A 25,345-nucleotide genomic window follows, 5' to 3' on the forward strand; every position below is an offset into this window, starting at 1 on the left:
CGTCAGCCGGCGGGGTGGAGCACCCGGGCCAGCTCCTCGGCCGCCGCCGCGAGGTCCGGCCGCCGCCGGGCCAGCTCGCGCAGCCGGACGGCGTACGCCTCGCGCCGCAGCGCAGTGTCCGTGTCGACGACCCGGGAGCAGACGGCGCGGGCCTGGTCCGGGTCGCCGGCGGCGATGGCGTGAACCATGGCGAACAGCCTCCCGCCCGGGCCGGCCAGCAGCGGCGGACAGGCCATCGTGATGGTGGCGAGCAGGGACAGATCACCGTCCTCCAGTGCGGCCATGGCCTCGGAGCCGGCCGCGTCCGGATCGGCGACCACCTCGTAGACGTCCTCCAGGCTCCCGTGGCGCGCGAGTCGCAGGATCCCGTAATGCTGGAGGGCGACGGGGGTGGCCTGACGGGCGAGCAGGGACATGATGGGCGGTGTCTCCAACGCGCTCCGGTGCGCGGCGTGGAACGCCAGGGATTCCGACCAGGTGCGGGTCGAGGTCCATGTCGTCACGAGAGTGTGGGCATCGTGCTCGGCCCGGCCCTCGGCGAGAACGGCGTCCAGTCCGCGGAGGTCGATGTCGTCCAGCGTGCGGCTGAGGAGAGCGAGGTCCGGGTCCCCGGCGAACAGGGCTTGTGCCAGGGCCAGTTGGTGTCGAGACCGGGGCGACCGCAGGTGATCCGAGTGGTCACGGAGGAAGCCCTCTGTTCCGGGCCGGCCCGACCGTGACGACCAGGCGTCCAGGAGGCGGAGGAAGCCATCCGGAACGGTGCCGGACGCCCAGTCGGGCAGCCGTTCGTCGTGCAGGGCGAACTCCGTCACGGCCCAGTTGATCTGCCACCTGAGGTCGATGAGCAGTTCCCTGTCACCGGAGGACGCGTTGTGAGCGGCCGCGACCAGGAGTCCGGCCGCTTGCTCCTTCTCGCCGCGCCTGGCATGGCGCAGGGCGAGGTCGAGGATCAGACTCGCCTGTGTCAGGGGGTGATCCCGCAGGGAAGCGATCGCGCGCTCCCAGAGCGGGCGGGCCATCGCGTCCGACTGCCGGTCGGAGAGCAGGGCGAGGGTCGCGGAGAGGCCGGCGACATGGAGGACGGGGTTGGATTCGCAGAGCCGGAGGCGGATGTCGAGTGCCTCGGTGGCGGAGGTCAGCGCCGCTGCCCGGTCCCCGGCCTCGAACTGCTGCTCGGAGAGGTTGTCGAGGGCCGTCGCGAGGTTGGGGAGGAACGCGGCGGGGCCGGTCGCGGCGAGACGGCGGTAGTGGACGGTGGCTTCGGCGATGGAGATCAGCGCGCCTGTCCGGTCCCCCGTCAGGAACTGGCATCTGGACAGGTTGTTGAGGTCTCCGGCCAGGCCGGCGAGGAAGGCGGCGGGGTCGGTCTCGGCGAGCTGGCGGTGGAGGGCGAGGGCTTCGGTGCTGGAGGCCAGCGCTCCCGCGTGGTCCTCGGTCTCGGCCTGCCGGACGGAGAGGTCGGTGAGGGCGGAGGCGAGCTGGGGGAGGAAGGCGGCCGGGTCGCTCGCCCCGAGCGGGCGAAGGATGCCGAGTGCCTCGGTGGCGGTGGCGAGGGCGCGCTGTCGGTCTCCGGTCGCGGCTTGTCGGCTGGAGAGGTTGATGAGCGCGGTGGCGAGCTGGGGGAGGAAGACGGCGGGCTCGGCTTCGGCGAGTCCGCGGAGGTGCCCGGTGGCCTCCGTGGCGGTGGCGAGGGCGCCCGCGCGGTCCCCGCTGTCGGCTCGTCGGGCGGAGAGGTTCGTGAGGGCCCTGGCGAGCTGCGGGAGGTGGGCGGTGGGGTCGGCGTCGGCGAGTCGGCGGCTGATGGCGGCGGCTTCGGTGATGGCGGCCAGTGCCCCCGCGTGGTCGCCGGTGTCGGCCTGTCGGTTGGAGAGGCTGGTGAGGGCCTTGACGAGGCGGGGGAGGTGGGCGGTGGGGTCGGCGTCGGCGAGCCGGCGGCTGATGGCGGCGGCTTCGGTGGCAGTGGCGAGAGCGGCTGTCCGGTCCCCGCTGTCGGCTTGTCGGATCGCGAGGTTGGCGAGGGCGGCGGCGAACTGGGGGAGGTGGGCGGTGGGGTCGGCGTCGGCGAGCCGGCGGCTGATGGCGGTGGCTTCGGTGATGGTCGCCAGTGCGGCTGTCCGGTCCCCGCTGTCGGCTTGTCGGCTGGAGAAGTTGGTGAGGGCGATGGCGAACTGGGGGAGGTGGGCGGTGGGGTCGGCGTCGGCGAGTCGGCGGCTGATGGCGGTGGCTTCGGTGATGGTCGCCAGTGCGGCTGTCCGGTCCCCGCTGTCGGCTTGTCGGCTGGAGAGGTCGGTGAGCGCGGTGGCGAGGTGGGGGAGGAACGTGGCGGGCTCGGCGTCGGCGAGCCGGCGGCTGATGCCTGCGGCCTCGGTCATGGACGCCAGTGCCCCCGTCCGGTCCCCGCTGTCGGACTGCAGGTCCGACAGACTCTTGAGCGCGGTGGCGAGGTGGGGGAGGAACGCGGCGGGCTCGGTCTCGGCGAGTGAGCGGAAGGAGGAGACGGCTTCGGTGGCGGAGGCAAGGGCGTCGGTTCGGCCGACGCCGCCGGCTTGCAGCACCGAGAGGTTGGTGAGGGCGGCGGCGAGGTCGCGGAGGAAGACGGCTGGATTGATCGTGGTCAGTCGGCGGCGGATCGCGACGACCTCGGTGAGGGAGACCAGGGCCCCGGTGCGGTCTCCGGCGTCGGCCTGACGGATGGCGAGGCTGTTGAGCGCAGCGGCCAGGTCGGGGAGCAGTGCGACGGCGTAGGCCTCGCCCTCGACGAGCCGGCGGCGGATGCCTACGGCTTCGGTGATCGATGCCAGTGCCCCCGTCCGGTCCCCGCTGTCGGACTGCAGGTCCGAGAGGTTCTTGAGGGCGGTGGCGAGGCCGGGGACGAAGGCCGCGGGGTCGCCCCCGGTGAGAGCGCGGTAGTGGGTGACGGCTTCGGTGATGGTGGCCAGCGCCTCCGTACGGCGTCCGGTCCCGAGCTGCTGGACGGCGAGGTTGGTGAGGCCCATGGCGAGGCCCGGGAGGAAGGTGTCGGGGTCGGTCTCGGCGAGGAGTCGGTGGATGCCGACGGCTTCGGTGATCGATGCCAGCGCTCCCGCCCGGTCGCCGGTGTCGAACTGCTCGGCGCCGAGGTTGTTGACGGCGACGGCGAGGTTGGGGAGGAAGGTGCGGGGGTCGGCTTCGGCGAGGAGTCGGTGGATGCCGACGGCTTCGGTGATCGACGCCAGCGCTCCCGCCCGGTCGCCGGTGTCGGCCTGCCGTCGGCTCACCCCGACCAGCCGGGAAGCCAACCCCACCGCCTCGGTCCCGCCGGCGGCCCGCAGCTCGGCCAGGAGGCGCAGTTCCGCGCGCAGGGCGAGTTGCGGGAGGCCGACGGCGCTGTAGGGGACCGCGTCCGCGAGCTCGCCCAGCCAGGGCGGTGCCTGCGGTGCGTCGACCAGCCGGTCCAGGGCCTCCAGCGCCGCGCCGCCCTGTTCGGAAGCCACCGCGAGGACGGGTGCCCATCGTCCGGCCCCCGCCGCCGTCCAGTCGAGCAGCAGAATCGACGCGGCGCCGGGATCGGCCCCCGCTGCGCGGTTGAACTGCCGCAGGGCGTCGAGCACCCGCTCCTCGTCGAGCCCCTGCAGCGCCGCCTCCAGCAGCCCGGCGTCCTCGCGCAGGGTGCGGAGCACCAGGTGGTCGGCGATCGGGTCGGGGCGCAGGGTGAGCGGTTCGCCGGGGGCCGGACGCAGGCAGTCGGTGAGGGTGGTGCGGACCTGCTCGCGCCAACGGCCGTCGCCCGCCAGTTCCTCGACGGCCCGGAGGGCGTCGACCACCTGGGGACGGGAGGCCGGGGTGCGCAGGGTGAGGCTGGTGACGGCGCGGTCGAGGACGTCGAGCGGGGCGTCATCGGTGGTGCCGGTGGCGCGTCGGTAGACCTGCGCCCAGTAGGAGTGCTCGTGGTGGAGCACCTCCTCGTACAGCTCGGCGCGGGTGGTGGGCAGCCGGGCGCGCCCCTGGGTGCGGGCGGCGAGGAAGGTGCGCAGCAGCCGGTCGAGGGTGGTCCAGTTCCGCGGGACCGGACCGGCCGCCGTCTCGGGGTCCACCGGCTCGCCGTCCAGCCGGAACGCCTCGACGGCGCGCCGGACGAGCGCGTCGCCGTCGGGGTGTTCGGGCGGCAGCGGCATCGGCGGGCGTTCGCGGCAGAGGTGGCCGTCGTTGGTCCACGCCCGGCGCAGGTCGTCCAGCCACTGGCCGTCGGTGGAGCGGGCGGTCATCAGGACGACGGCGGGTGCGCCGCCGCGTTCGGTGCGCCGGCGCAGCACGCTGAGCAGCTGCCGGGCCTCGGCGGGCCGGGCGTCGGCGTAGTCGAGGACGACCAGGGTGGGCGAGGTGACGACGCCGAGCCAGTCCAGGCCGGGGGTGTCCTTGCGCAGGTAGCCCGCGTACCAGCCGTCCCGCTCGGCGAGCCGGTGGGCGACCTCCAGGGCGAGCCGGGTCTTGCCCGCGCCGCCGACGCCGTGGACGACGGCGACGCCGGTGTGCCGGCCCTCGGCGACCGAGCGGCACCAGCCGGTGAGCACGGTCAGTTCGTCGCGGGCCTGGAAGGGCACCACGTTGTGCTCCGGGCGGAGCAGTTGCAGCGGCCGGTGCAGCTGCGGGTCGAGCGGCAGGTACGGCGGGCGCAGCGGGTCGGCGGCCAGGTGCACGGCCGGGACATGGGCGTCCCCGGCGCGCCACAGGCGCCCGACGTCGACGGCGAAGCGCCAGTTCCACCCGGCGGCGTAGCGGGCACCGGCGCGGGCGGCGTCGGCGAAAGCGGCTCCGGTGCCGAGGACCGGTGAGGTGGGCAGGGCGTGGGCCACGCCGACCGGGTCGAGCAGCAGCAGCGGGCGGGCCGGGCCGTCCACCTCCGCCTGGACGAGTTCCGCCCAGTCGGGCGGCCTGGTCCGCCACACCTCGGCCTCCGGCGGGGCGGGCTCGCCGGGGTCGGGGTCGCCGATCCGGACGCCGAGCAGCGCGTGCCCGGGGGCGCCGGCCCCGGGCGGGTCGACGAGCAGGACGAACGGCCGCAGGCCCGCGTGCAGGCAGGCCGCCGCGAGGACGAGCGCGAGGTCGAGGCAGGTGGCGTGCCGGGGGCTCCACAGCACCTCGGCCGGTTCGCGGACCACCTGCCGCCCGGGGTCGTCGCCCGGCGCCTCGTAGGCGTAGGTGATGCCGGCGTCCGCCAGTGCCTCGTACACGGCGCGGGCCTGGTCGAGGCGGCTGCCGCCGGCCGCGCCGGGCAGGCGGACGAAGGCGGCGGCCTCGTCGGGCCGGACGTAGCGGGCGAGGGCCGCGGGCTCGCCCTCCTGGTCCCAGCGCGGCCAGCCGTTCATCCGGCGACCGCCGCGAAGGCGTCGCCCGCGGCGAGGTCGCCGACGCCGGGGACGGCGCGCGCGGTCACCTTGACGTCGTACAGGCCGGGTTGCTGCCCGGGCAGGTCGGCGCGGTGGCAGCCCTCCGCCGGGTCCCAGTCCAGCCGCACCTCGGCGAGCCGCACGCCCGGCTCCTCGGCCCGGCGCACCGTCGCCCACACGGGAAGCCGCTCGGCGCCCTCGGGGACGGCGTCGCCGCGCAGCCGCACCCGCAGCGGCACGGCCGTGCCGGCGGGGTGCAGTTCGTCCAGGTCGAGTCCGAGCGAGGTGTGCCGCTCCTCGCCGCGGACGGCGGTCAGCGGCGCCCGCCGCTCGTAGGCGTCGACCAGGCCGGGGATCCAGGCGGCCGAGCCGAGCGGGCCGTGCCGGTCGCGGGCGCGCCAGCCGGAGGCGTGGTCGGCGCTCAGCTCCAGCGGGACGGCGGAGAAGGCGGGCACGGTGCCGTCGCCGTGGTCGTGCTCCCAGCCGTCGAGCCGCAGCCAGCCGGGCGGCGTCTTGTGCAGGCTGAGCCGGCGGCCGTCCCAGTGGGCGCAGCCGGGGGTGTCGTGGCTCCAGCCGAGGCGGGGGACGACCACCGGCGTGTCGGGCCGGCGCGGAATGACCCGCCAGCCGTCCTCGATGTCCCGGTGGGTGTCGTAGCCGGCCGCGGCCGCCGCTCCGAGCCCCGGCAGGGCGAGTTCGTGGGGGTAGCGGGCGGTGCCGGCGGTGGCGTCCCAGACGGCGGGGTAGCGGGGCAGCAGGTCGGCGACGCCCGGCCAGCTCCGCAGCAGCTCGCTGACGCCCTTCAGCCGGACCCCGGCCACCCGGACGCCGTTGGCCAGCACGTCCAGGGCCTTGGGCGCCCCCCGGTGCGGCGTGCCCAGGGTGATCAGGGCGCGGCAGAGCGGCCAGCCCTCCAGCGGGCCGAGCCAGTAGCGGGCGACCAGTCCGCCCATCGAGTGCGCCACGACGGTGACGCGCCCGGCCCGTTCGGTCTCGGTGAAGTCCTGGAGCCGTTCGTGGACGTCGGCGGCGAGCTGCTCGGCGGCCCGGGCGACGCCGAGGCGGAAGTCGTAGGGCAGGACGACCACGTTGGCCGCCGGGTCGCGCCGGTCCGGGTGGCCCTCGTCGAGCCGTACGCCGGGCAGTGCGCGCAGGCCGTCGAGCAGCCGCTCGTAGCCGGGGACGACCGTCCAGCCGGGCAGCAGCCGGCGGGAGCGGATCACCCCGACGGGGCGCAGCGGCTCGTCGGGGGCGAGCCGGCCCGTTCCGGCGAACAGGGCGGCGATGTCGCCGAAGCCCGCGTCCCAGACGACTTCGCCGGGCCGCCCGTCCTTCCCCGGCCGTTCCAGTACGCTGCCGCCGATCCCGGGCAGGACGTACACCAGATGTCTGCGCGCCACTTCGTCTCCGCTCGCCGGGCGCCGGTTGCCCAACCCCCCTGGCCGGACCGGCGCTTGCGCGCCCATGATCCTGCTCGCCGGTCGCGCGGCACAGCGTCCGGGCCGGGTGGTGGCCAAGTTGAGACACGGGGCCGGGGCGGAGGCTCTCTTGATCGGCGCCGGACCTCGGCGGACAATGGCCCGCATGACCGCCTCCGCCGCCTGGTTCCCCGTGCGACGCCTGCACGTGGATCTGGCGCGGGTGTGGACGGCCGCCTGTCGCCGTTGAACGGCCCTCCCCTTCCCGCAGGCGGCTCTTCCGGTACGGAGTGTGTGTTCATGGCCCTGACGTTCCACTGGTTCCTGCCCACCAACGGCGACAGCCGGCACGTCGTCGGCGGAGGGCACGGCTCGACGCCCGGCGCGGCCGGGGGCGACCGGCCGCCGTCCCTCGGGTACCTGGGGCAGGTCGCCCGCAGCGCCGAGCAGTTGGGGTTCGAGGGGGCGCTGACGCCGACCGGGGCGTGGTGCGAGGACGCGTGGGTGACGACCGCGATGCTCACCCAGGTGACCGAGCGGCTGAAGTACCTGGTGGCGTTCCGGCCCGGGCAGATCGCGCCGGCCCTGGCGGCGCAGATGGCGTCCACGTACCAACGGCTGTCCGGCGGGCGGCTGTTGCTCAACGTGGTGACCGGCGGGGAGTCGGCGGAGCAGCGCGCGTACGGGGACTTCCTGGACAAGGACGCCCGCTACGCCCGCACCGGGGAGTTCCTGTCCGTCGTGCGGCGGCTCTGGGCGGGGGAGACGGTGGACCACGAAGGGGTCCACCTGCGCACCGAGCGGGCCGAGTTGACCCGGCCGCCGGAGTCGGCGCCGGCGGTGTACTTCGGCGGGTCCTCCCCGGTGGCGGGCGAGGTCGCGGCCCGGTACGCGGACGTGTACCTCACCTGGGGCGAGCCGCCCGGGCAGGTGCGGGAGAAGATCAGCTGGATCCGTGAACTCGCCGCGCGGGAGGGCCGGGTGGTGCGGTTCGGGATCCGGCTGCACGTGATCACCCGGGACACCTCGGCGCAGGCGTGGGCGGAGACGGAGCGGCTGCTGGCGGCGATGGACCCGCAGCGGGTCCGGGAGACCCAGCGGGCGCTGGCCCGCAGCGAGTCGGTGGGGCAGCGGCGGATGCTGGCGCTGCACGGCGGCTCGGCGGAGCGGCTGGAGGTGTACCCGGGGCTGTGGGCGGGCGTCGGCCTGCTGCGCGGCGGGGCCGGGACGGCGCTGGTGGGCAGCCACCGGGAGGTGGCCGACCTCGTCACCGAGTACCACGAGCTGGGCATCGACGAGTTCGTGCTCAGCGGGATGCCGCACCTGGAGGAGGCGTACTGGTTCGGGGAGGGGGTGCTGCCGGTGCTGGCCGCCCGGGGGCTCTGGCGCCGGCCGGAGTAGGGCGGCGCCGGAGCGGGGCGGCCGGCCGGGCGCGGCCGCCCGGCCGGCGTGGCCGGGGCCTACTGCTCGCCCAGGATCATCCACTTCTCCGGCTTGAGCACCGGCTCGAAGCCCACCTTGGCGTAGACGCCGTGGGCGTCGGCGGTGGCGAGCAGGATGCGGCGCAGGCCGTCCCCGGCGAGCTCGTCGCGGACGGCGCCGGCCAGGGCGGTGCCGAGGCCGCGGCCGCGGGCGGCCGGGGCGATGTAGACGTCGCACAGCCAGGCGAAGGTGGTGTGGTCGGTGACCACCCGGGCGTAGCCGACCTGGGCGCCCGAGGCCTGCTCGTAGAGGCCGAAGTTGAGCGAGCCGGCGATCGCCCGGTCCTGCTTCTCGCGGCTGCGGCCGATCGCCCAGTAGGCGTCCTCGGACAGCCACCGGTGGATCAGCGCGGCGTCGAGGCGCGCGGGGTCGGTGGAGATCTCGTAGCCGTCGGGCAGGGTGCTGTCACTGGTCATGGCCGGATCCAAGCAGTGGATCCGGCCGTCGACCAGTGGTTTTCTCAGTGGACGGGCACGGCGTTCTCCGGCAGGTTGTGCCAGTTGGTGACGATCGGCCGGTCGACGGCGGTCGGGCCGATCGGCAGGCTGACCGGGTCGGGGTCCGGGCTGCCGATGCCCACGATGACGTCGGTGAACTCGACGGCCTGGTTGTCCTTGGTGGTCTTCGCCATGACGCCCGCGTAGGCGGTGTCCGAGCCGCTCAGCCTGATCGGCTGGCTGACGCCCTGCTCGGCCTTGGACGCCTCGATGCCGCGCGAGCCGAAGGCGATGACCGGGGGCCGGGGCGGGAGGGTGCAGGTGACGCCCGGCTTGGCCTTGGCGGCGATCAGGATGTAGCCGCCCGCCTGGGACTCGGCCTTGGCGGTGAGCACGAGGTCCTTGGCGCCGCAGGTGCCGCCGGCGGGCTGGGCGGAGGGCTTCGTGGCGGCCGGCGCGGTGGTGGCCGGGGCGGTGGTGGCCGGCGCGGTGGCGGCCGGGGCACCGGTGGCGGGGGGCGTGGCCGTCGGCGCGGTGGTCACGGGCGGCGCGGTGGTCACGGCCGGGCTCGACACGGGGGCGGCGGTGTCGCTGTTCTCCGGCCCGCACGCGGTGGCGGCGACGGCGAGCGCCGCGACGGCGACGGCGGTGAGAGCGAGACGGCGCGGGCGCATGCGGTTCCCCCAGGGTCGTGACCGCCGGTGTCGTTCACCGGCGCACCACGACCGTACGACGGGATCGTTCACGGTCCGGTGCGGGAAACATCCCGATCCTGTCGCAGAGCGCGGCGCCGGAGAGGGGTGGTCAACGCCCCGCCCCCGGGGGACGATCACCCCCCCATGACCGCACGCCCGCCACCCCGGCCCGGCGCCCACCCTGCGGATCGGCGCCGGGAACGGTCTGCGGCCCGGGGACTCCGAGGGGGCGGCGGCCCGGACCTGAGGGTCCGTGCGGTCGGGGCGGCTGTGGCGCTGCCCCGTGCGCCGCTGGTCCGCCCGGGGGCTGACGCCGGACCGGGCGGCGGCCGGTGAGCCGGTGGTGCCGCGGCCCTGACCTGCGGGGAACCGGTTGCCGCCGGGGCGGGTCCCATCGTCGTCGGCAGGACGGGGCGGCGAGGAGGCGACCGGGATGGGCGGGGATCGGGAGTTCGGCAGCGGGGAGGGCGGGACGGTGGCCGGCCGCTGGGCCTTCGCGGCCCGCTGGGCGGTGGTGGTGGCCGCCGCGACGGCGTCGGCCGTGGTGCTGGCGACCTCGGGGCACGACGGCGGCCGGGCGGTCCCCGTCACGGTCAGGGGGACGACGACGGCGCCGGTGGCGGCGGTGACGGGGGCGGTGCAGACGGCCGCCGCCGCCGCCCGGCCGCCGCGCCGCGAGGTGAGCCCCGGCACGACCCCGGCGGACCCCGGCGCGGGCGCCGCCGTGGGCGTCGCCTACGCGCTCGACTGGAACACCCGCTGCGAGACGGGCCATCTGCGCTTCGCCGGGCACTCCTGGCGGACCGGGCGGCCGCCCGTCCTGCCGCCCGGTCTGCCCGGCGCGTGGGGGCCCGGCTCGGCGCCGCCCGTGCTGCCCGGCTGGGCGACCCTGACCGCCGCCGGCCGGCTGCGCTTCGACGCCCCCGGCTACCTGGACGGCCCGGTGCTGCTCGAACCCGCCGCCGAGCCGGGGATCTGCGAGTAGGCCCCGGGGCGGGGCGGACGGGGGCGGGGCGTCAGGCGTCCAGCGCCCGCGCCAGGGCGGTCAGGAAGCGGTCCGTGGTGGCCTCGTCCCGGACGGCCACGCGCAGCCAGTCCGGGCCGAGGCCGGGGAAGGTGTCGCCCCGGCGGACGGCGAAGCCGAGGGTGCGCAGCCGGGCCCGGACGGCGTCGGCGCCCGGCAGTTCGAGCAGGACGAAGGAGGCGGCGGGCTCGCCGTGCACCCGCACGGCCGGGAACGCCGCCAGGCCCTTCACCAGGTGCTCGCGCCACAGGGCGAGCTCGTGCGCCGCCCGTTCCGCCTCGGCGAGCGCGGCCGGGGCGGAGCAGGCCTCGGCGGCGACCAGTGCCGGGGTGGAGACCGGCCAGAGCGGCTGGGCCGCGGCCAGGGCGGCGATCAGCGGCGCCGGGCCGAGCACATAGCCGATCCGCAGGCCGGCCAGGCCCCAGGTCTTGGTGAGGCTGCGCAGCACGACCACCCGGCCCGGCAGGTCCCGCGCCGCGGCCAGGGACTCGCTCTCGCCGGGCACGGTGTCCATGAACGCCTCGTCGACGACCAGGGTGCGGCCGGGGCGGGCCAGGGCGGCGACGGCGGCCGCCGGGTGGAGGACGGAGGTGGGGTTGGTGGGATTGCCGAGCACCACCAGGTCGGCCTCCTCCGGCACCGCGTCCGCGGTCAGCCGGAAACCGCCCCCGGGGGCGAGCAGGACCCGCCGCACCGGGTGCCCGGCGTCCCGCAGGGCGGCCTCGGGCTCGGTGAACTGCGGGTGCACCACCACGATGTGGTGCGGCGTCAGGGCACGGGCGAGCAGGACGAAGGCCTCGGCGGCGCCCGAGGTGAGCAGCACCTCGTCCACCGGCCGGCCGTGCCGCTCGGCGACGGCGGCCCGGGCGGCGGCGCCGTCGGGGTAGGCGGCGAGGCCGGTGAGGCTGGCGGCGAGGCGCTCGCGCAGCCACCCCGGGGGCGTGCCGGTGCGGACGTTGACGGCGAGGTCGACCAGTCCGGCGCCGTCGGCGCGCACCTCGGCGTCCCCGTGGTGGCGCAGGTCGGGTCCGGCGGGGGAGTGGGGGCTCATGACTGCTCTCCTGGGGTCGGTCGGGCGTGCGGGGGGCGGGGTGCACGGGCGACGGCCACCGTCGCGGCCGCCGACTTCCGCTTGGGGACGACGAGCTCGGCGCACCCGCCGCCGGCCCCCGCCAGCGCCGCCGCCTCGGCCACGCCGGCCGTGCCGACCGCGCGGCCGACGACGTCGGACGGATGCGGCACGGGGACGGCGGCCAGCGTCCCGGCCGGGTACGCGGCCACCGGCACGCCGAGCGCCGCCGCGGCCGCGCGGACGGCGGGGTGACCGGCCTTGCCGGTGAGGGTGGCGAGCGCGGCCACGGCACCGTCCGGCAGCCCGGCCGAGACGAGCGCGTCCCGGATCAGCCCCAGCAGCTCCGCCTCCGTCGCCGAGCCGCGCACACCCACCCCGACGACGACCGGAGCGCCCGCGCCGACGACGCGTGGAGCGGCCACCTCGCCGGCGAGCGGACCGCCCGCGCCGTCCGGGCGGCCCCCGCCGTCACCCGGACCGCCCAACGCCCCGGATCCGATGCCGTGCGAACCGTTCCCGTCCGGTCCTCTCACGCCGCGCTCACGCCCTGCCCACGTCCCGTTCCTCCACGTCACCCGCCCGACACCTGCCCGAGGCCGCCCGGCGCCCGCCCCGGCCGGCACCCGTCCGGGGCGGCCGAAACCCGCCGGTCCCGCTCCGCCGGAAGGCCCAGGTCAGGCCGCTGCGGGGCGCCCGGGACCGCCGAAATCCCACCACGCCCGTGACGGACGGGTCAATCGCGACGGGTGCGACCCGCGCCCGACGGCGATCCTCGGCCAGCGATCGCTGTTCGCCGTTTCTTCATGTCGCCGCCGAGGTCCGCGCCACCGCGCCGCTCCTACTGTTTGCGGCGCTCCGAATCCGCCGGTCCACCGGCCGGCGGTCCTCTCCCACCCGGCAGTTCCCGCACGGCCGGGCCGCCTGCCAGGCCCGGCCGCCCCGACGCACGGAGGACACCATGCCCGAAACCCCGGAGACTGTTGACATGAGCGCCACGACCCCCGTCGCCGGGGGCGCCGCCCCGCGCCGCCCCCGCCGCCGCACCCTCACCGCCTCCGCCGCCGGCCTCGGCCTGGTCGCCGGCTCGCTCGGCCTCTGGGCCGCCACCGGCACCAGCGCCCAGGCCGCCGCCCTGCCGGCCCCGGACCACGTGGTCGTCGTCGTCATGGAGAACCACGCCTACACCCAGGTGATCGGCAGCTCCAGCGCGCCGTACATCAACAACACGCTGAAGGCCGGCGGCGCCACCCTCACCCAGTCGTTCGGGCTCACCCACCCCAGCGAGCCCAACTACTACCAGCTGTTCTCCGGCTCCAACCAGGGCCGCACCGACGACAGCTGCGTGCCGGTCGGCTCGATCAACCAGCCGAACCTCGCCTCCGAGCTGATCGCCGCCGGCAAGACCTGGGCCAGCTACAACGAGGGCCTGCCGAGCCAGGGCTCGACCACCTGCTCCAGCGGCAAGTACGCGCAGAAGCACAACCCGTGGTTCGGCTTCGGCAACGTGCCGACCAACACCGCGTTCACCATGACGCAGTTCCCGACGAACTTCGCCACCCTGCCGAAGGTCTCCTTCGTCGTCCCGGACCTCTGCAACGACATGCACGACTGCTCGGTCTCCACCGGCGACACCTGGATCCAGAACAAGCTCGGCGCCTACGCCACCTGGGCCAAGAACAACAACAGCATCCTGGTCGTGACCTTCGACGAGGACAACAAGCTGTCCGGCAACCGCATCCCCACCGTCTTCTACGGCGCCCACGTCACCCCGGGCTCCACCACCGCCACCACCTACAACCACTACAACGTGCTGCGCACGCTGGAGGACCTCGCGGGCCTGACCACCCACGCGGGCAACGCCGCCACCGCCGCCACCATCTCCGGCATCTGGAACTGACGCCCGTGTACGTCGCGGACTCCCGCAGCTCCAAGGCCCCCGCCGCCCCGGCCGCCACCCGGCCGGGGCGGCGGGAGGCCGCCGCCGGGGGCCGGGCGGCCCGGGCGGCCGTTCCCGGCACCGTCGTCGTCCTGGGCGTGGTCAGCCTGGTCACCGACGTGTCCTCCGAGATGGTCAGCGCCGTCCTGCCGCTCTACCTGCTCACCGGCCTCGGCCTCTCCCCGCTCGGCTTCGGCCTGCTCGACGGCATCCAGAACGGCTTCAGCGCCGTCGTCCGGCTGGCCGGCGGCCACCTCGCCGACCGGCGCGGACGCGACGGCGCCCCCCGGCACAAGGCCGTCGCCGCCGTCGGCTACGGCCTGTCGGCGCTGTGCAAACCGCTGCTGCTGCTCGTCCACACCGTGCCGCTGATCGGCGCGGTGCTCGCCGCCGACCGCACCGGCAAGGGCCTGCGCACCGCCCCGCGCGACGCGATGATCTCGCTCGCCACCGAACCCGCCCACCGGGGACGGGCGTTCGGCGTCCACCGGGCGATGGACACGGCCGGCGCGCTGCTCGGACCGCTCACCGCCTTCCTGGTGCTGCGGACGGCCGGCGGCCCGCTGCTCGCCGACGGCGGCCAACAGCAGGGCTACCACGCGGTGTTCGCGGTCAGCGCGTGCGTCGCGGTGCTCGGCGTGCTGGTCCTGCTGCTCTTCGTGCCGAACCGGCTGGACACCGACGAGCCCTCCGCGGCCCACCCCCGGCTGCGGGACGGCCTCGCCCTGCTGCGCATCCCCGGACTGCGCCGGCTCACCGTCTGCGCCGTGCTGCTCGGCCTCACCACCGTCAGCGACTCCTTCCTCTACCTGCTCGTGCAGCGCCGGCTCGGCCTCGCCACCGAGTACTTCCCGCTGCTCCCGCTCGGCACCGCCGGCGCCTTCCTGCTGCTCGCCGTCCCGCTCGGCGCGCTCGCCGACCGGATCGGCCGCCGCCGGCTGTTCCTGGCCGGCCACGGCGTCCTGCTGACCGCCTACGGGCTGCTGCTCTCCCCGCTCGACGGGCTGCCGGTGGTGGCCTGCGTGCTGCTGCTGCACGGCGCCTTCTACGCCGCCACCGACGGCGTGCTCGCCGCCGCCGCGGCCGACACCGTCCCCGCCGGACAGCGCGGCGCGGGCCTCGCCCTGGTCGGCACCGGGCAGGCGCTCGCCCGGTTCGCCTGCTCACTGGCGTTCGGCGCGCTGTGGAGCGCCGTCGGCGGCACCGCCGCGCTGACCTGGTCGGCGCTGGCGCTGGCCGGCTGCGTCGCCGGTGCCGCGTTCGTGCTGCGCGAGCCCGCCGCCCCCGAAGACCCCGCCGCCCCCGAAGACCCCACCGACGCCGAGGTGCCCTCGTGACCACCGCCCCCCTCCGCAACCGCACCCGGGTGCTGATCCTGCTGGTCGCCGTCGTCCTGCTCGGCGGGGTCGGCACCGGCGCCGTGCTGTGGGCCGCCGACCGCTCGGCCGAACGCGACCGCGTCCAGGCCGGCGGCCCCGTCGTCACCCCCGGCGAGGTCACCCTCGGAGCCCCCGCCGCCCGGCAGCTGCTCTTCCGCAACATGGCCTGGGGCCCGCACCGCGACGAGATCGTCACCGTCCCCGCCGACCACCCCGACGGCCCGCGCACCTCCTCCGGCGTCCCGTGCCTGCGCTTCTTCGCCGCCGCGGGCACCGGCATCTGCCTGCAGGCCGACCGCGGCGCCCTCCAGGACACCTACCGGGCCGTCGTCCTCGACGACCGCCTGCGCGAACGGCGCTCCTTCCCCGTCGCCGGGATCCCCACCCGCTCCCGGGTCTCGCCCTCCGGCCACCTCGCCGCCTGGACCGTCTTCGTCAGCGGCGACTCCTACGCGGGCACCGACTTCTCCACCCGCACCTCGATCGTCGACGTCCGGGACTGGAACCTCCGGGAGAACCTGGAGGAGTTCGACGTCATCAAGGACGGCAGGCCGTACCGCTCGCCCGACGTCAACATCTGGGGCGTCACCTTCGTCGACGACAACGCCTTCTACGCCACCGTCGCCACCGGCGGCCAGACCCACCTGGTCCGCGGCGACCTCGGCGCCCGCACCCTCACCACCCTCCACCAGAACGTCGAGTGCCCCTCGCTCTCCCCGGACGGCACCCGGGTGGCCTACAAGAAGCGCGTCCCCGGCGGCTCCGCGGACGCCCCCTGGCGGCTCTACGTCCTGGACCTCGCCACCATGACCGAGACCGCCACCGCCGAACAGCGCAGCATCGACGACCAGGCCGTCTGGTCCGACGACCACACCCTGCTGTACGCCCTGCCGGGCGACTTCGGCGCCGACCTGTGGAGCGTCCCCGCCGACGGCACCGGATCCGCCGTGCGGCTGCTCGACGCGGCGGTCGCCCCGGCGTACCTGGGCTGACGGCGGCCGGCCGGGGCCGGGTGGTCCGGGCAGGTGGTCCAGGGCGGGTGGTCCGGGGCGGAACTCGGAGCGTAGGGTCCACGTCGAGCACTATGAGTGGCCGCGCCGTGCCGGGCCGCCACGACGACGGACCGGGGGAGCAGGAACAGTGAGGCAACGAGGGCCCGACCGGGGGCTGTCGCCGGAACGCGTGCCCGGCGATTCGTGGCCGGCGCTGCACGGCAGGCCCGTGCTGCGCCGCACGGTCGCGATCGGGCTGGTGATCTTCGTGTCGGTGCTGGCGGCGCTGGCCGTGCGGGGCGTCAACGCGCTCACCGTCGGCCGCGGCGCCGTCGAGACCGACCGCGACCGCGCCGAGATGCTGGCCGGCCTCCACCCCTCCCAGCATCCGGGTGCCGGCCGCTACTACGTCCCGGTCGGGGCCGTCTACACCCGCACCGCGGACGGCCTGCCCGTCGCCTACCTGCACTACCGGCTGGCCGGCGGGCACGAGGTCGGCGTCGGCGACTTCCTGCGCACCTACGACCTCGCCGCCCCCGGCGCCTTCGCCCCGCTGCCCGCGGACCTCGCCGAGGCCCTGGGCGGCGACGAGCCCGCCGAGGCGCGCGAGGTGGGTGTCCCGGATCCGTCCGCCGCGCCGTCCGTCACGCCGTCCGCTTCCCCGTCGCCGACCGCGTCGCCGGCCCCGCCCCCCGCCGGGACGCCCTCCGCCCTCCCCGACGACACCCCCGCCGCGGAGCCCGAGCCCACCGAACCGGAAGCCGCCGGCCCGGAAACCGCCGACCACGTCGCCCCGGCCGCCGACCCCGTCCCCGTGCCCGTGCCCGTCCCCGAGGACACCCCGTCCCCGGAGGACACCCCCACCCCGACTCCGACTCCGACTCCGAGCCCGACCCCCACCCCCGCCGCCGACCCCGCCCCGGTCCGCGCCCGCCGCATCTACGTCGCCCCCGACCCCGGCGGCCTCCCCGGCGCCGCCGACATCTACGTCCGCGCCACCGGCTGACGGCTCCGCCGCAGGTTCCGGCCAACCCCGGGGCGGGGATTGTCCGTTGGGCGTGCTGTACTCCCGCCATGACGCTTGATGACAACACGCCGGCCGTTCGCGTTCGCTCCGCGGAATGGGAGGCCGCTCTCACCCAGGCCTTCGGGGAGGTGCTCGGGCGGCCGCTCGCCGAGTACGACGGGACCGTCCGCTACGGGGCCTACTACACGGGCAACTTCCTCGCCGAGGCCGAGCTGGACCGGGATCCGCGGTGGGTCGGGCGGGCCGCGCTCGCGGGGGCGGAGACGGTCACCACCGGGATCCTGCTGCTCTGCCCGCCCGGGGACCTCGACGAGACGGACCTCGTCCTCGATCCGAGCCGCTCGCTGTTCCACGTCGACGTACGGGGGCTGCCGGAGGAGTTGGCGCCCTTCGCCGCCGAACTCGCCGCCGCCGTCGAGGAGTCCGGGGCCGGGCCGTGGAAGGGGGCGCTGCTGGGGGCGGACCTCGGCCGGATGGCGGAGCGCCACGGCGTCGACCTGGCCTCGGCCGAGCTGCCCGGGAACCTCTGGACGCTCTGGCAGCTGCGGCTGGCCTCCGGGGACACCCTGCTGGACGCCCTGCTCGCCGCCACCGGCCTTTCCGGCGCCACCTCGCCCGAGCTGATGCCGCCGGGTCTCGGCGACTGTGCGGACGCGGTGGACGACGAGGCGCACGAGCACGTCGCCGAGGTGGCCGACCCGGCGCTGCGCGACTACCTGGCCGCCTTCTGCGACCCGGAGTCCCACGACCTCGCGCTCGCCCTGTCCGGCGGGTTCGACGAGGACGAGGACGGGGACGAGGGCGAGGGCGAGGGCGAGGGCGACGAGGAGGGCGGGAAGGGCGCCGTGGTCATCAGCTGGGAGGGCGCGGTGGACCAGTACGAGATCACCGTCCGCCGCCTGGAGGCGTGAGAGCCCGGGCCCTCCCGCACGGGAGGGCCCGGCCGCCACCGGATAGGGTCGCTGCGCGAACCGATGTGCGGTGCGCGTGGAGCGAAGGAGCTGACGTGGGCGAGGCCGTCTCCCCCGAGACCGGTGCCGACACCGTGGACCCCCGCCGGGGCGCGGAGCTCGCGGCGCGCTGGTGGAAGTGGGCGCTGTCCGCCCCGATGGAGCGCAGCCCGGTCGCCGACACCACCGGCGAGTTCGCCGGCTGGCGGCAGCCCCCGGACGTCTGGTTCCTGGCCGGCACCTACGGCGGCCGCGTCGTGCGCCGCTGCCCGATCGCGGCCGGGACGCCGGTCTTCTTCCCGGTGTTCAACACCCAGCGGATCGCCCTCGGCCTCTCCGCCGCCCCGTGGCGCGTCGAGCACTCCCGCGCCGAGGCGGCGCTCAACGGAGTCCCGCTGAAGGTGCACGAGTTCACCTCGAAGCGCTTCCTGGCCACCGGCATCCCGCGCGTCGCCTGGGGCCTGTGGTGCGCGCTGGACCCGCTGGCGCCGGGCCAGTACGTGCTCTCCATCAAGGCCGACGCCGGAGGCTTCCTGGTCGACACCACCTACCACCTGGACGCCGTCGCGTTCTGACCGGCGAGGACCGCCGGGGCTCACAGGTGCGCGAGCAACCCGCGCAGCGGAGCCGGCTCCTGCCCGGCCTCCAGCGCCTCCACCAGCAGGTGCCCGTAGCGGATCTTGCGCCCCGCCTTCGTCCCCATGAAGCGCCGCAACTGCCGCTCCGCCGCCCCGCCCTGGTGCGCGGGCTGGCGGACGAAGGTCTGCCAGGCCGGGAGGTCGCCCTCGGTCCGGACGATCTCCTCCACCCCCGGTACGCCCAGCGCCCGGATCAGCTCCTCCTCCAGATCCGCCACGCACACGAAGAACCCCTCGGCCGACGCCCCCGCCCGCTCCAGCCCGCGCCGGTAGAAGCCCTGTTCGTTCTCGTCGCAGAGCCCGGCCAGCCGCAGCCCCAGCCCCGGCGGCCCGAGCAGGCCCGCGTAGCGCGCGACGTTCATCGCCCCGCCCATCGAGACGACGCAGACCCCCTCGCCCGCGAGGTCCCGCCCGCCGCGGGCCGCCAGCGTCCCGACCGCCGCGAGGTCGCTCGGCCCCTCCACCAGCACCGCCGTCCGCACGCCCAGGTGCTCCGCCAGCTCGCCCGCCGGCCCGCCGGGACCGCCCGCCGCCCAGTGCGCGACCGCGTCCCGGAACGCTTCCATGTCCGCCATGGGCCCGATTCTGCCCCGGCCCGGGCCCGCGGACCCCGGAATTTCCCGCGTGCCACCGTGCCCGCCGGGCCCGCCGTACCCGCCGTGCCCGCCGTGCCCGCCGGTGCCGTCACGGCCGGCTGAGGTAGGTGAGGACGGCGAGGACCCGGCGGTGGCCGCTGTCGGCCGGGGCGAGGCCGAGCTTGGCGAAGATGTGGCCGATGTGCTTGTGGACGGCGTTCTCGGTGATGACGAGCCGGGCCGCGATCGTGGCGTTGTCCTTGCCCTCGGCCATCAGCGCCAGCACCTCCCGCTCGCGCGGGGTGAGCGCGGCGATCGGGTCCCGGGCCCGCCGGGTGAGGAGCTGCCCGATCACCTCGGGGTCCATGACGGTGCCCCCGGCGGCGACCCGCCGCAGCGCGTCGATGAACTCGCCGACCCGGCTCACCCGGTCCTTGAGGAGGTAGCCGACGCCGCCGCGCCCGTCGGAGACCAGCTCGCCCGCGTACTGCCGCTCGACGTACTGGGAGAGGACCAGCACCGGAAGTCCCGGGTGCCGGCGGCGGGCCCGGAGAGCGGCGTGAATGCCCTCGTCGCGGAAGGCGGGGGGCAGCCGGACGTCGACGATGGTGGCGTCCGGCCGGTGCTCGGCGACGGCGGCGGCGAAGCCGGGGGCGTCCTGGACGATCGCGGCGACGTGGAACCCGGCGGCGTTCAGCAGGAGTTCCAGCCCGTTGGCGAGCAGCACGTTGTCCTCGGCGATCACGATCCGCACGGCAGGCTCACCGCCAGCGTGGTCGGACCGCCGCCGGGGCTGTGGAGGCGGACGGTGCCGTCGAGCGCCAGGACGCGGTGGCGGATGCCGGCGATGCCGGTGCCCCGCGTCTCGTCGGCGCCGCCCACGCCGTCGTCGGTGACCTCCAGCGACAGCCGGTCGCCGTCGCGGGCGACCCGGACGGTGGTACGGGCGGCCCGGCCGTGCTTGGCGGCGTTGGCGAGCGCCTCGGAGACCGCGAAGTACGCCACGGTCTCGACCGCGGCCGGGACGGTGCCGAGGTCGCCGATGTCGAGGGCGGTGTCGAGCGCCGAGCCGCTCGCCAGGGCGGCGAGCGCGCCGGGCAGGCCGCGGTCGGCGAGGATCGGCGGGTAGATCGTCCGGATCACCGCGCGCAGCTCCGCCATGGCCTCCTCGGTGCAGGCGTGCGCGTCCTCCAGCAGCCCGGCCACCCTCCGCGGGTCCTCGTCCAGCAGCTCACGGGCGACGCCCAGCCGGATCGCGATGGCCACCAGCCGGGCCTGGGTGCCGTCGTGCAGGTCGCGTTCGATCCGGCGCAGCTCCGCGCCGTGCGCGTTCATGGCACCCGCCCGGGTCTCGGTCAGCGTCTCCACCCGCCGCGTCAGCCGCTCGGCGGCGGAGGGGGCCAGCAGCGCCACGCACCCGCGGGCGTGCAGCCGCGCCAGCGGGGGGACCAGCCGGCAGGTCAGCGCCGCGAAGCAGGCGAACTGCGCCGTCCCCAGCGTCAGCGCGGTGCCCCAGCCGGTCAGCGGAACCCCGGCGGCGAACCCGCCCGCGCGCGTCCCGGCGGGCAGCGCCCACCACAGCGGAACGGTGACGGCCGTGGTCAGCGCGTTGCCCGCGCACAACACCGCGACCAGCCCGAGGACGAGGCCGCTCACCACGCCGGCGCCCAGCCACCCGAGCACCCGCCACGGGCCGGCCCGGACGGGGCCGGAGCACGGCAGGAGCAGCAGCCGTTCGGCCCGGCGCCGGTGCCAGGACGCCCAGGCGCGGGCCCGCGCCGGGACGACGAGGACGGGCAGCGTCAACAGGGCGAGCGCGGCGGCGCACAGGTTTCCCAGGAGGTAGCCCAGAGCGCGCCGGGTCGCCGAGAGCCGACCGGCTCCAAGGTGGTTCATTCGCACGAGTCTGCGCCATGGCGGGAGGTGCGCGCACTACAGCCCACCACCCTCTTCCCCGACCCGTGGGCGGTAACGCCCGGGCGCCCCGTCCGGGCCTAGCGTCGAGGCCATGACGAGCCGATCCTTCCTGCGGAACCTGGCGCCGGCCGCCGTGGTGACCACGACCCTCCTCGCCTCCGTGCCCGGCGCGACGGCCGCCGAACGGCCGGATCCGCTGCTCCGGCGCGACGCCGATGCGATCGCGGCACTCGGCGTGACGGGCGTGCAGGCCCGCCTGACCACCGCCGACGGCGGCGGCCGGGCGGCCGTCAGCGGTGTCGCCGATGTGACGACAGGCCAGGCCGTGTCACCGGAAGGCCACTTCCGGATGGCCAGTGTCACCAAGACCTTCGTGGCGACCGTCGTCCTGCAGCTCGTCGGCGAGGGCCGGGTGTCCCTGGACGACCCGGTCGAGCGGTGGCTGCCCGGCGTGGTGTCCGGCAACGGCAACGACGGCCGCGCGATCACCGTCCGGCACCTGCTCCAGCACACCGGCGGCCTCCACGACGACTACCCGGACTACACCTCGGCACAGGACTTCCAGCAGCACCGGTACGACTCCTACACGCCCGAGCAGACCGTCGCCCGGGCGATGGCCCACCGTCCGGACTTCCGGCCCGGCGAGCGCTGGCAGTACGGCAACACCGGCTACGTCCTGCTCGGCATGATCGTCGAGCGGGTCACCGGGCGGCCCTGGCACACGGAGGTCGGCGAGCGGATCACCGGGCCGCTCGGCCTCGCCCACACCTTCCGGCCGGGCGCGTCCCCCGTGCTGCCGCAGCCGCACGCCCGGACCTACCAGCGCTTCGGGCCCGGCGAGCCGCTGGTGGACGTCACCGAGCAGGTCGGCCAGGGCACCAACGGCGAGGCCGGACTGGTCTCCACCACCGCCGACCTCAACCGGTTCTTCTCAGCCCTGCTCGGCGGCGAGCTCCTGCGGCCCGCCCAACTCCGGGAGATGAAGCGGACGGTGAAGGTCGGCAAGGAGTTCCGGCAGCTCATGCCGCGCGCCCGGGACGGCTTGGGCCTCTTCTCGCGCCCGCTGTCCTGCGGCGGGCGGTACTGGGGCCACGAGGGCGGCGACGCCGGGTGGGTCACCGCCGCCGCCGTCACCGCCGACGGCCGGCGCGCCGTCACGGTCTCGCTGTCCGGCGTCGTCGCCGACTCCGGCACCGACGTCCTGCGGGTGGAGCAGGCGGTGAGCAAGCTGGTCGACGACGCCCTGTGCCGCCCGTAGTCCGCCGGGGCCGCGGAGCCGCGTGGAGTGGGAAGTCGGCGGGTCCGATGGCCCACTCCATGCCCTGCTCCGCTTCCGCCGTGACGCCGTCGCGTTCGGCGGAGGGCGGCCGGGGCCCCGGGGAAGGGCCCGGCCCGGTGGACCGAGGGGCTCCAGTGCTGGGCGGTGCCCTTGGCGGAACACTCAGCACCCGGCTGCCCTTGAGGGGGCGCACTCGGAAGGTGAACTGGGCGCCGGACTTCGTCCCGGTCGTCGTCGCGGTTGTCCCAGAGGCGGAAGGTGTCGGTCTCGCTGATGTACTCCGCCCCCGCGCGGTTGCCGGGGGTGCGTAGGGAGGCGGTCTTGGCGGCGGCGGGTGCCACGGCCAAGGCGGCGGTGACGACTGCGCGGCCCGGGTTGTTCATGGGGTTCCTCCAGGTCCTCGGGTGGATGACCCGATCCGGTGAGCCGGCGCCGGGCAACGGCACTCCGGCGTCCCGGACGCGTCCGGCCGTCCGGGACGGTCCGGACGGCCGGACCTCAGCGCTGCTCCGGCCCCTGCGCGCGTTCCCGTCCCCGTTCACGTTCCCGGGCGAAGCGGCGGACGAGCGGGGCGAGGTAGTCGGCGTGCGGGCCGGGGAGGCCCGGCAGGTCGGCGGGGGAGCGGACGAAGGCCAGCTCGACCAGCTCCCGTTCCGGTGGTGCGAGGACGGCGAAGCGCTCGCGCAGGACGGCCTCCGGCAGCGGCGGGGCGAGGAAGAGCACGCCGACGCTGCCGTAGCGGCCGCGGGTGACCGCCCAGAGCGTCAACTCTCCCGGGCCGGCACTCACCCCGGTCTCCTCGGCGAGCTCCCGGAGGGCGTTGCGGCGCAGCGCGGCGAGATCGAGGCGCTCGCCGTCGGGCGGGGGCTCCACGGCGCCGCCGGCGGTCTGCCAGCGCCCGGGGGCGGCGGTGGCGGGGGACATCCGGCCGACGAGCAGACGGCCGTCCTCGGTGGGCTGGAGGACGCTCACGGAGAGGGAGGCGGTGGGGGCGGCGGAGGTGGTGACGCGGCGCAGCGCGTAGTGCCGGTACGTCACGCGCGACCAGGCGATGTGGAGTTCGCCGGGCCGCGGCCAGGAGGTGCCCGAGCACGCCACCACCGGGCCGTCGAAGAGCGCGGGATTGGCCAGGACCATCTGCGCCCAGGCGTCGTCCCGGGCCCGCCGCTCCTCGGCGGTCAGGCGGGGGGCGGGCACTTCGGCGAGCCGGATGCGGCGGACGCCGAGCACCTCGGCGGGCGGCGGGAGGAGCGGCGGGGGTGTCTCGGGCATCCGCCCATGGAAGCAGCCGGCGCGCTCCCGGGTCAGTCCGACGCGGCGGCAGCCGGCGGGGAAGCCGTGGAGCGAGCTGGCGGTGAAATCCCACGCGGGCCGCTGTGGAGTGGGTTCGCGTCAGATGGTGCCGAACTCGCCGGCCCGGACGGCGGTGACGAAGGATCGCCAGGCGTCGGAGGGGAAGAGGAGGGCAGGACCGTGAGGGTCCTTCGAGTCGCGGACGGGGACGAGGCCGGGGAAGTCGGGGGCGACCTCGACACAGGTCCCCCCGTTGTTGCTGTACGTGCTCTTGCGCCACTGGGCCGTCGCGAGTGTCGCTTCGACGTTGTCGATCATTTGAGGCCTCCTGCCTTTGTCCATACGGTACTTGTGTGGAGGGGGCAGGTGAATCGCAGATTTGGCCGCGTAGTGAGGGCCCTGGCCGCCTTGGCGGTCAGGGCCCCTGGGCGGTGAGGTTCAGATGGTGCCGAACTCGCCGGCCCGGACGGCGGTGACGAAGGACCGCCAGGCGTCGGAGGGGAAGACGAGGGCAGGACCGTGAGGGTCCTTCGAGTCGCGGACGGGCATGACACCGGTGTAGCCGTCGGCGACCTCGATGCAACCGCCACCACCGTCGCTGTGCGTGCTCTTGCGCCACCTGGCGCCCGACAGGTCAACATGCATGGTGTTCAAGTTCCCTCCGTACCTCATGAATCACGGCCAGGCTGTCCGCCCGGGAGAGTGCGTCTACCTGTAGCCGATCGTACTTTCTCGCCCAGCCCGAGACAGTTTCCGCGTCCTGCTCCAAGTAGCCTCGCTGGAGTGTCTCGGTGTACCCGACCATCGCTCGGTTGGGCAGAGTGAGCAGAGTCACCGCATGTGAGAGCGGACGCTCTTCGCCCAGACTGTACGGAGCGACCTGGAGAACGACATTCGGGCGGGCGGACAGTTCTGCCAGGTGGGTCAGTTGCTGAAGCATGACGTCGGAACCTCCGATCGGTCGCCGCAGGACACCTTCGTCGAGCACTGCATGGACCGTCAGAGTCCGTTCCAGCGACTTCTGGCGCACGGCGAGTACTCGGAGTCTCTCGTCAGCCTGGGCGCGCGTCGCCTCTCCTCGGCGGACGATGGCGGCTTCGTAAGCGGCCGAGTAGTGCTGATGCTGCAGAACTCCTGGCACCAGGCCGGTTGCGAAGAACCTTATGCAGATGGCTTCTCGCTCCTTGTTGGCGTACTCGGGGAACCCTGGAATCAATGCCCCGTTCTTCCAGCTCCACCACAGCAGTTCCAATGCACCACCGGCTTCCAGCACCTCGTCGGCCCGCTGTACGAACTTTAAGCTCGGAGCCTGCTTCGCCGTCTCCACGTTCGAGATGTAGACGCTGGAATATCGAACCTGCGTGCCGAGTTCGACCTGAGTCATACCGCGCGCCTCCCTCAACCTGCGAAGTTGAACGGCGAAGGCCGCAAGCGGAGATGACGTGGGGTCAAGTGCAATGCGCTTCAAGATCGCTCCACTTAAAGCAATGCGAACTAGAGAGTTGAAGACCTTCCGATCGTAGCCTCTCCAGCCCCACCATGGATACGGGTCGTAGTGATCCCAATGCACAGCGCAACCAGGAGCCCCCATGCCCAACCGCCCCCGCACGCCCGTTTACACCCCCACCGTCGGCGAGGTCGTCCGGGACCTCGGACACCGGGATTTCTCCGGCGATCCCGTCGAGGCCGTCTACATGGACACCCTCGCCGGGCTCGTCTACCTCCGGCCCCTCGCCGGCGGCTGCGAGTGGACCACCAAGCCCGAGTGCATCCAGGCCCTGGCCTCGCCCCGCTTCATCACCGTCCAGCACCCCAGCCGGCCGCGCACCGCCGACGTGGCGTGAGGCTGCTCGCCGCCGTCCTCG

General features: G+C 75.4%; 23 protein-coding genes. 10 read left to right on the forward strand and 13 right to left on the reverse strand.

Annotated features, from left to right (window positions below; translation table 11 throughout):
* Positions 1–2 precede the first annotated feature (2 nt).
* Positions 3–5,345, reverse strand: coding sequence for a hypothetical protein (locus ACF1AK_RS24345; RefSeq protein ID WP_391500933.1), 5,343 nt, complete (start codon positions 5,343–5,345; stop codon positions 3–5).
* On the reverse strand, positions 5,342–6,766 hold the full coding sequence (locus ACF1AK_RS24350) for an esterase/lipase family protein (protein ID WP_391500934.1): 1,425 nt from the start codon (positions 6,764–6,766) through the stop codon (positions 5,342–5,344). Before ACF1AK_RS24350 ends, ACF1AK_RS24345 begins: the two co-directional genes overlap by 4 nt.
* A gap of 318 nt (positions 6,767–7,084) precedes the next feature.
* Between ACF1AK_RS24350 and ACF1AK_RS24355 the strand changes: the two genes are divergently transcribed.
* On the forward strand, positions 7,085–8,185 hold the full coding sequence (locus tag ACF1AK_RS24355) for an LLM class flavin-dependent oxidoreductase (RefSeq protein ID WP_391500935.1): 1,101 nt from the start codon (positions 7,085–7,087) through the stop codon (positions 8,183–8,185).
* A gap of 59 nt (positions 8,186–8,244) precedes the next feature.
* Here ACF1AK_RS24355 and ACF1AK_RS24360 read toward each other — a convergent pair whose 3' ends face one another.
* Positions 8,245–8,682 carry a GNAT family N-acetyltransferase gene (locus tag ACF1AK_RS24360; protein ID WP_391500936.1) on the reverse strand — a complete coding sequence of 146 codons (438 nt, stop codon included), beginning with the start codon at positions 8,680–8,682 and terminating at the stop codon, positions 8,245–8,247.
* A 44-nt stretch (positions 8,683–8,726) separates the two neighbouring features.
* Positions 8,727–9,377 (reverse strand): hypothetical protein, encoded by a 651-nt coding sequence (locus ACF1AK_RS24365; RefSeq protein WP_391500937.1) that lies wholly within the window; start codon positions 9,375–9,377, stop codon positions 8,727–8,729.
* A 454-nt stretch (positions 9,378–9,831) separates the two neighbouring features.
* On the opposite strand from ACF1AK_RS24365, the gene ACF1AK_RS24370 reads away from it, so the two are divergent.
* A complete protein-coding gene (locus ACF1AK_RS24370; RefSeq protein WP_391500938.1) occupies positions 9,832–10,383 on the forward strand; it encodes a hypothetical protein in 552 nt (183 codons plus the stop codon).
* Positions 10,384–10,414: 31 nt separating this feature from the next.
* Here ACF1AK_RS24370 and cobC read toward each other — a convergent pair whose 3' ends face one another.
* Together cobC and ACF1AK_RS24380 are read right to left on the reverse strand one after the other, a co-directional pair.
* A complete protein-coding gene (gene cobC / locus ACF1AK_RS24375) occupies positions 10,415–11,473 on the reverse strand; it encodes an Rv2231c family pyridoxal phosphate-dependent protein CobC (RefSeq protein ID WP_391500939.1) in 1,059 nt (352 codons plus the stop codon).
* The gene (locus ACF1AK_RS24380) at positions 11,470–11,979 is read right to left on the reverse strand and encodes a cobalamin biosynthesis protein (protein WP_391500940.1); all 510 of its coding nucleotides are present in this window, start codon (positions 11,977–11,979) and stop codon (positions 11,470–11,472) included. Before ACF1AK_RS24380 ends, cobC begins: the two co-directional genes overlap by 4 nt.
* Before the next feature lie 500 nt (positions 11,980–12,479).
* On the opposite strand from ACF1AK_RS24380, the gene ACF1AK_RS24385 reads away from it, so the two are divergent.
* The 6 genes from ACF1AK_RS24385 to ACF1AK_RS24410 all read left to right on the forward strand — a co-directional run bounded on the left by ACF1AK_RS24385 (position 12,480) and on the right by ACF1AK_RS24410 (position 18,353).
* Positions 12,480–13,391 carry an alkaline phosphatase family protein gene (locus ACF1AK_RS24385; protein ID WP_391500941.1) on the forward strand — a complete coding sequence of 304 codons (912 nt, stop codon included), beginning with the start codon at positions 12,480–12,482 and terminating at the stop codon, positions 13,389–13,391.
* Between the two features lie 5 nt (positions 13,392–13,396).
* Positions 13,397–14,767 carry an MFS transporter gene (locus ACF1AK_RS24390; RefSeq protein ID WP_391500942.1) on the forward strand — a complete coding sequence of 457 codons (1,371 nt, stop codon included), beginning with the start codon at positions 13,397–13,399 and terminating at the stop codon, positions 14,765–14,767.
* Positions 14,764–15,801: a TolB family protein gene (locus ACF1AK_RS24395; RefSeq protein WP_391500943.1), complete on the forward strand. Its 1,038-nt coding sequence runs from the start codon at positions 14,764–14,766 to the stop codon at positions 15,799–15,801. The genes ACF1AK_RS24390 and ACF1AK_RS24395 overlap by 4 nt, the downstream gene beginning before the upstream one ends.
* A gap of 190 nt (positions 15,802–15,991) precedes the next feature.
* On the forward strand, positions 15,992–16,807 hold the full coding sequence (locus ACF1AK_RS24400) for a hypothetical protein (protein ID WP_391500944.1): 816 nt from the start codon (positions 15,992–15,994) through the stop codon (positions 16,805–16,807).
* Between the two features lie 68 nt (positions 16,808–16,875).
* Positions 16,876–17,739 (forward strand): hypothetical protein, encoded by an 864-nt coding sequence (locus tag ACF1AK_RS24405; RefSeq protein ID WP_391500945.1) that lies wholly within the window; start codon positions 16,876–16,878, stop codon positions 17,737–17,739.
* Between the two features lie 95 nt (positions 17,740–17,834).
* Positions 17,835–18,353: a hypothetical protein gene (locus ACF1AK_RS24410; protein ID WP_391500946.1), complete on the forward strand. Its 519-nt coding sequence runs from the start codon at positions 17,835–17,837 to the stop codon at positions 18,351–18,353.
* A 20-nt stretch (positions 18,354–18,373) separates the two neighbouring features.
* Here the strand turns inward: ACF1AK_RS24410 and ACF1AK_RS24415 are convergent, their stop codons facing one another.
* The 3 genes from ACF1AK_RS24415 to ACF1AK_RS24425 form a co-directional block, all read right to left on the reverse strand.
* A complete protein-coding gene (locus tag ACF1AK_RS24415; RefSeq protein WP_391500947.1) occupies positions 18,374–18,991 on the reverse strand; it encodes a TOPRIM nucleotidyl transferase/hydrolase domain-containing protein in 618 nt (205 codons plus the stop codon).
* A gap of 109 nt (positions 18,992–19,100) precedes the next feature.
* Complete coding sequence (locus tag ACF1AK_RS24420; protein ID WP_391500948.1) at positions 19,101–19,745, reverse strand: LuxR C-terminal-related transcriptional regulator; 645 nt, start codon at positions 19,743–19,745, stop codon at positions 19,101–19,103.
* Positions 19,733–20,887 (reverse strand): sensor histidine kinase, encoded by a 1,155-nt coding sequence (locus tag ACF1AK_RS24425; RefSeq protein ID WP_391500949.1) that lies wholly within the window; start codon positions 20,885–20,887, stop codon positions 19,733–19,735. The genes ACF1AK_RS24420 and ACF1AK_RS24425 overlap by 13 nt, the downstream gene beginning before the upstream one ends.
* 112 nt (positions 20,888–20,999) lie before the next feature.
* On the opposite strand from ACF1AK_RS24425, the gene ACF1AK_RS24430 reads away from it, so the two are divergent.
* Entirely contained in the window at positions 21,000–22,166 is a 1,167-nt protein-coding gene (locus tag ACF1AK_RS24430; RefSeq protein ID WP_391500950.1) for a serine hydrolase domain-containing protein, read from the forward strand.
* Positions 22,167–22,685: 519 nt separating this feature from the next.
* Here the strand turns inward: ACF1AK_RS24430 and ACF1AK_RS24435 are convergent.
* The 4 genes from ACF1AK_RS24435 to ACF1AK_RS24450 all read right to left on the reverse strand — a co-directional run bounded on the left by ACF1AK_RS24435 (position 22,686) and on the right by ACF1AK_RS24450 (position 25,071).
* Positions 22,686–23,459: an NUDIX hydrolase gene (locus tag ACF1AK_RS24435; protein ID WP_391500951.1), complete on the reverse strand. Its 774-nt coding sequence runs from the start codon at positions 23,457–23,459 to the stop codon at positions 22,686–22,688.
* Positions 23,460–23,579: 120 nt separating this feature from the next.
* Positions 23,580–23,798: a DUF397 domain-containing protein gene (locus ACF1AK_RS24440; protein ID WP_391500952.1), complete on the reverse strand. Its 219-nt coding sequence runs from the start codon at positions 23,796–23,798 to the stop codon at positions 23,580–23,582.
* A gap of 120 nt (positions 23,799–23,918) precedes the next feature.
* Positions 23,919–24,125, reverse strand: a complete 207-nt coding sequence (locus ACF1AK_RS24445) for a DUF397 domain-containing protein (RefSeq protein WP_391500953.1) — start codon at positions 24,123–24,125, stop codon at positions 23,919–23,921.
* The gene (locus ACF1AK_RS24450) at positions 24,115–25,071 is read right to left on the reverse strand and encodes a helix-turn-helix domain-containing protein (protein ID WP_391500954.1); all 957 of its coding nucleotides are present in this window, start codon (positions 25,069–25,071) and stop codon (positions 24,115–24,117) included. The genes ACF1AK_RS24445 and ACF1AK_RS24450 overlap by 11 nt, the downstream gene beginning before the upstream one ends.
* Between ACF1AK_RS24450 and ACF1AK_RS24455 the strand changes: the two genes are divergently transcribed.
* Positions 25,070–25,324 (forward strand): hypothetical protein, encoded by a 255-nt coding sequence (locus ACF1AK_RS24455; protein ID WP_391500955.1) that lies wholly within the window; start codon positions 25,070–25,072, stop codon positions 25,322–25,324. The genes ACF1AK_RS24450 and ACF1AK_RS24455 overlap by 2 nt on opposite strands.
* Positions 25,325–25,345 lie beyond the last annotated feature (21 nt).

This window comes from Kitasatospora sp. NPDC015120, assembly GCF_043080305.1.
Taxonomy (GTDB): Bacteria; Actinomycetota; Actinomycetes; order Streptomycetales; family Streptomycetaceae; genus Kitasatospora.